Source organism: uncultured Fretibacterium sp., assembly GCF_938040765.1.
GTDB lineage: Bacteria > Synergistota > Synergistia > Synergistales > Aminobacteriaceae > CAJPSE01.
Genome location: NZ_CALIAA010000289.1, coordinates 1 through 2,633 on the forward strand (window position 1 = coordinate 1; position 2,633 = coordinate 2,633).

At 55.4% G+C, this 2,633-nt stretch carries 3 protein-coding genes; 1 reads left to right on the forward strand and 2 read right to left on the reverse strand.

Annotated features, from left to right (window positions below; translation table 11 throughout):
- Positions 1–715: aldo/keto reductase (locus tag Q0176_RS10190; RefSeq protein ID WP_299302457.1), on the reverse strand; the 715-nt coding region annotated here is incomplete at its 3' end.
- Between the two features lie 467 nt (positions 716–1,182).
- Between Q0176_RS10190 and Q0176_RS10195 the strand changes: the two genes are divergently transcribed.
- A complete protein-coding gene (locus Q0176_RS10195; protein ID WP_299302460.1) occupies positions 1,183–1,701 on the forward strand; it encodes a hypothetical protein in 519 nt (172 codons plus the stop codon).
- A 278-nt stretch (positions 1,702–1,979) separates the two neighbouring features.
- On the opposite strand, the gene Q0176_RS10200 is transcribed toward Q0176_RS10195, so the two are convergent.
- Entirely contained in the window at positions 1,980–2,486 is a 507-nt protein-coding gene (locus Q0176_RS10200; protein WP_299302463.1) for a hypothetical protein, read from the reverse strand.
- Positions 2,487–2,633: the final 147 nt, after the last annotated feature.

Here is a 2,633-nt window from a genome sequence, read left to right on the forward strand (position 1 = left end):
TATTCTCCTCCATGCGCTCTTTGTGCGCGCTCTTCGGGATGACGACGACGCCGCGCTCGATGAGCCAGCGCAGCATGACCTGCCCCACCGTCCTGCCGTGCTTATCCGCAATCGACTGCAGAACTTCATTATGGAAAACATCGTTGTTGCCCTCGGCGAACGGCGCCCATGCCTCGTGCGTGATGCCGTGCTTCTTCATGAAGTCTCCTGCCGCCCACTGCTGATGCCAGACATTCGTCTCGATCTGATTGACGGCGGGCTTCACCTCGTTGCAGTTGAAAAGGTCGGCAAGACGCTCGTTCCAGAAGCTCGTGACGCCGATCGCCCTGATGCGCCCTTCCTTATAAAGCCGTTCCATGGCGCGCCAGGCACCATAGTAGTCACCGTACGGCTTGTGAATCAAGTAGAGATCAAGATAGTCAAGCCCGAGCTTCTTCATCGAAGTCTCAATCGCCTTCAAGGTATTCTCGTAGCTGTGATCCTGCACCCAGAGTTTCGTCGTCACGAACAGTTCCTCGCGGGGCAGACCGCTCTTTCGGATCGCAGCGCCCACCGCCTCCTCGTTGCCGTACACGGCCGCGGTGTCGATCAGCCGATAGCCGGCTTCGAGGGCGTCAAGCACAACGCGCTCGCATTCGTCCCGATCCGGTATCTGAAAGACCCCGAACCCCTCCAGGGGCATCATGACCCCGTTGTTCAGCTTCACGTACTCCATCGCCACTGCCTCCTCGATAGTTGAAATCGCCTCGGTTCCGCGAACCCGGCGGCCGAACCGAAACTTGAGTGGATATAACGGCTCCCAAAACCGCGTTCTGTCGTAGGTTATATTCTACAAACCGGTTGTTACTATCGGTCAACCGCACCTTTTACGGAAAACGCGGGCGAGAGGATGGTCTAAACGATGACGCGGGCCTGCGGGGAGACGGATAAGGATGCTCCCGTGGTCATGGAGTCCCCGCCCCCTCCGGTCCGGAGCACCACCTGAGCGGGAACGTTCAGAGCCGCCGGGCTTCTCCTCGGCGGTTGTCCTTCACGCAACGCGATCCCGGTACGGTACTATTACCTTTCGTATCGTCTGTAGAATGGCCCTGAATGGTTTCTTCTCTATCATTTAACATCTTTGAGTCCCATAACGGGACGGGCTTTATTCTCATGAAGTATCGCTGAAGGAGGTTTTTATCGATGTTTAGAACGAGATTGACGCGTGTTTTTACGGTGTTTCTCCTCTGCCTTTCGGTCGTGACGCTGGCGAGAGCCGCCGCGGCAATGGACGCGATGGAGTACAAGGGGTACATCAACAAGGTGTTCGGCTACTCCTTACAGTATCCCGATATCTTTTTCGACGGCACCTTCAAGGAGGACGGCGGTGAGGTCGTCATGGAGTCCGTCCACAAAAAATATCTTCTGAAGGCATGGGGCCGCGAGCTGAAGGGTAAGGAGAACGCCAAGTCCCTCCTGCAGAGGCTCAAGAAGGATTTCGAGAAGAACGGCAACGTCACCATCAAACATTCGGAGAAACTGGGGAAGAACGCCTTCTCGATCGGCTATACCGACCCCGATAACCGCGACGTGCTGATGGCGCAGTGCTGCGTCGTCAACGGCCGCAGGGCCGCCTTCTTCGTCTTCAGGTACCCGCACGACGAATATGAGGTGTTCGGCGATATCCTGAGCCGGATGGAGAAGTCCTTCGAGGTCTTTTAAGGAAGCGCCGATTGAAAACCGGCATTCCCCTGTTGCGTTTCGCTTGACGGCCGGGCGCTTATTCCTCCGGGAGTGCTAAGCGTAACGGCCCGACGCATCTGCAACGAGGTGCGCGGGTTCAACCACTCGGTACCGGACGTAAATTCGAGGCCCCCCGCGACGAGCGAGATGGGTTTGCGAAGCTGGCAAGAGTCGAGCGGCAACGTGGATTGGTTGTTCCAAAAGCAAAGAGCTGGCTGATTTTGAACATCAGTCAGCTCTTTCTTATTTTGCCATTATCAAATAACACCGTCCGATTCCAGCCGTAATCGGTAAAAAGGCTTCAACCATACGGGCTGCTGTTCGATCTCGAAAACAATTTTATGCAATCGCCTTTTTCCGGCTCTTTTGTCCAAAATGGCGAAGAGCCGTACTACAGGGTCAGGAGACTGCAAGCTGTCGTCGATGCCGCTATTTTGGTAACTATGGAAAGCATTGTAAAAAGCAAATCGGTCGAAGCCGCCCTTATTTAAGACTTCAAGCTCTATCTGTTCTCCGCATTCCGAATAATCCGTATGTCTGCCTTTGCTTGCGTCGATTTCGCTCCATGCTTCATGGCGCTTTATCTCCCCGTCGTAGAAGTTGGACTTGAAAATCTCGTTTCCGTCAAGACGGACGGCGACGCGCCCCTCCTGGTCGTGGGATTCTCTATACCGAGTAACAAAATACTGTACCCGCCCCTTGAGGGAATCGCAAATATTCTCATCTTCCAATACTTTACGCATTGCGCTCCAAGAAAGTCCCATGGGTTGCCTCCCCGTGTCAATCATGGCCTCGGTGACGCCGCGCTCCCGAAGGCGCATCACGACCCCGAGCTCCTTCATATAGGCCTCCATGCGGGCGAGCCCCTCCCCTGCCATCTCCTCGTCACTGCCCTCGGCCCTCACGTCCCA

Bases quoted from the DNA above. Each gene is read 5' to 3' on its own strand.
- Q0176_RS10195 (WP_299302460.1), top strand. From the start codon at position 1,183: ATGTTTAGAACGAGATTGACGCGTGTTTTTACGGTGTTTCTCCTCTGC.
- Q0176_RS10200 (WP_299302463.1), bottom strand. From the start codon at position 2,486: ATGGGACTTTCTTGGAGCGCAATGCGTAAAGTATTGGAAGATGAGAAT.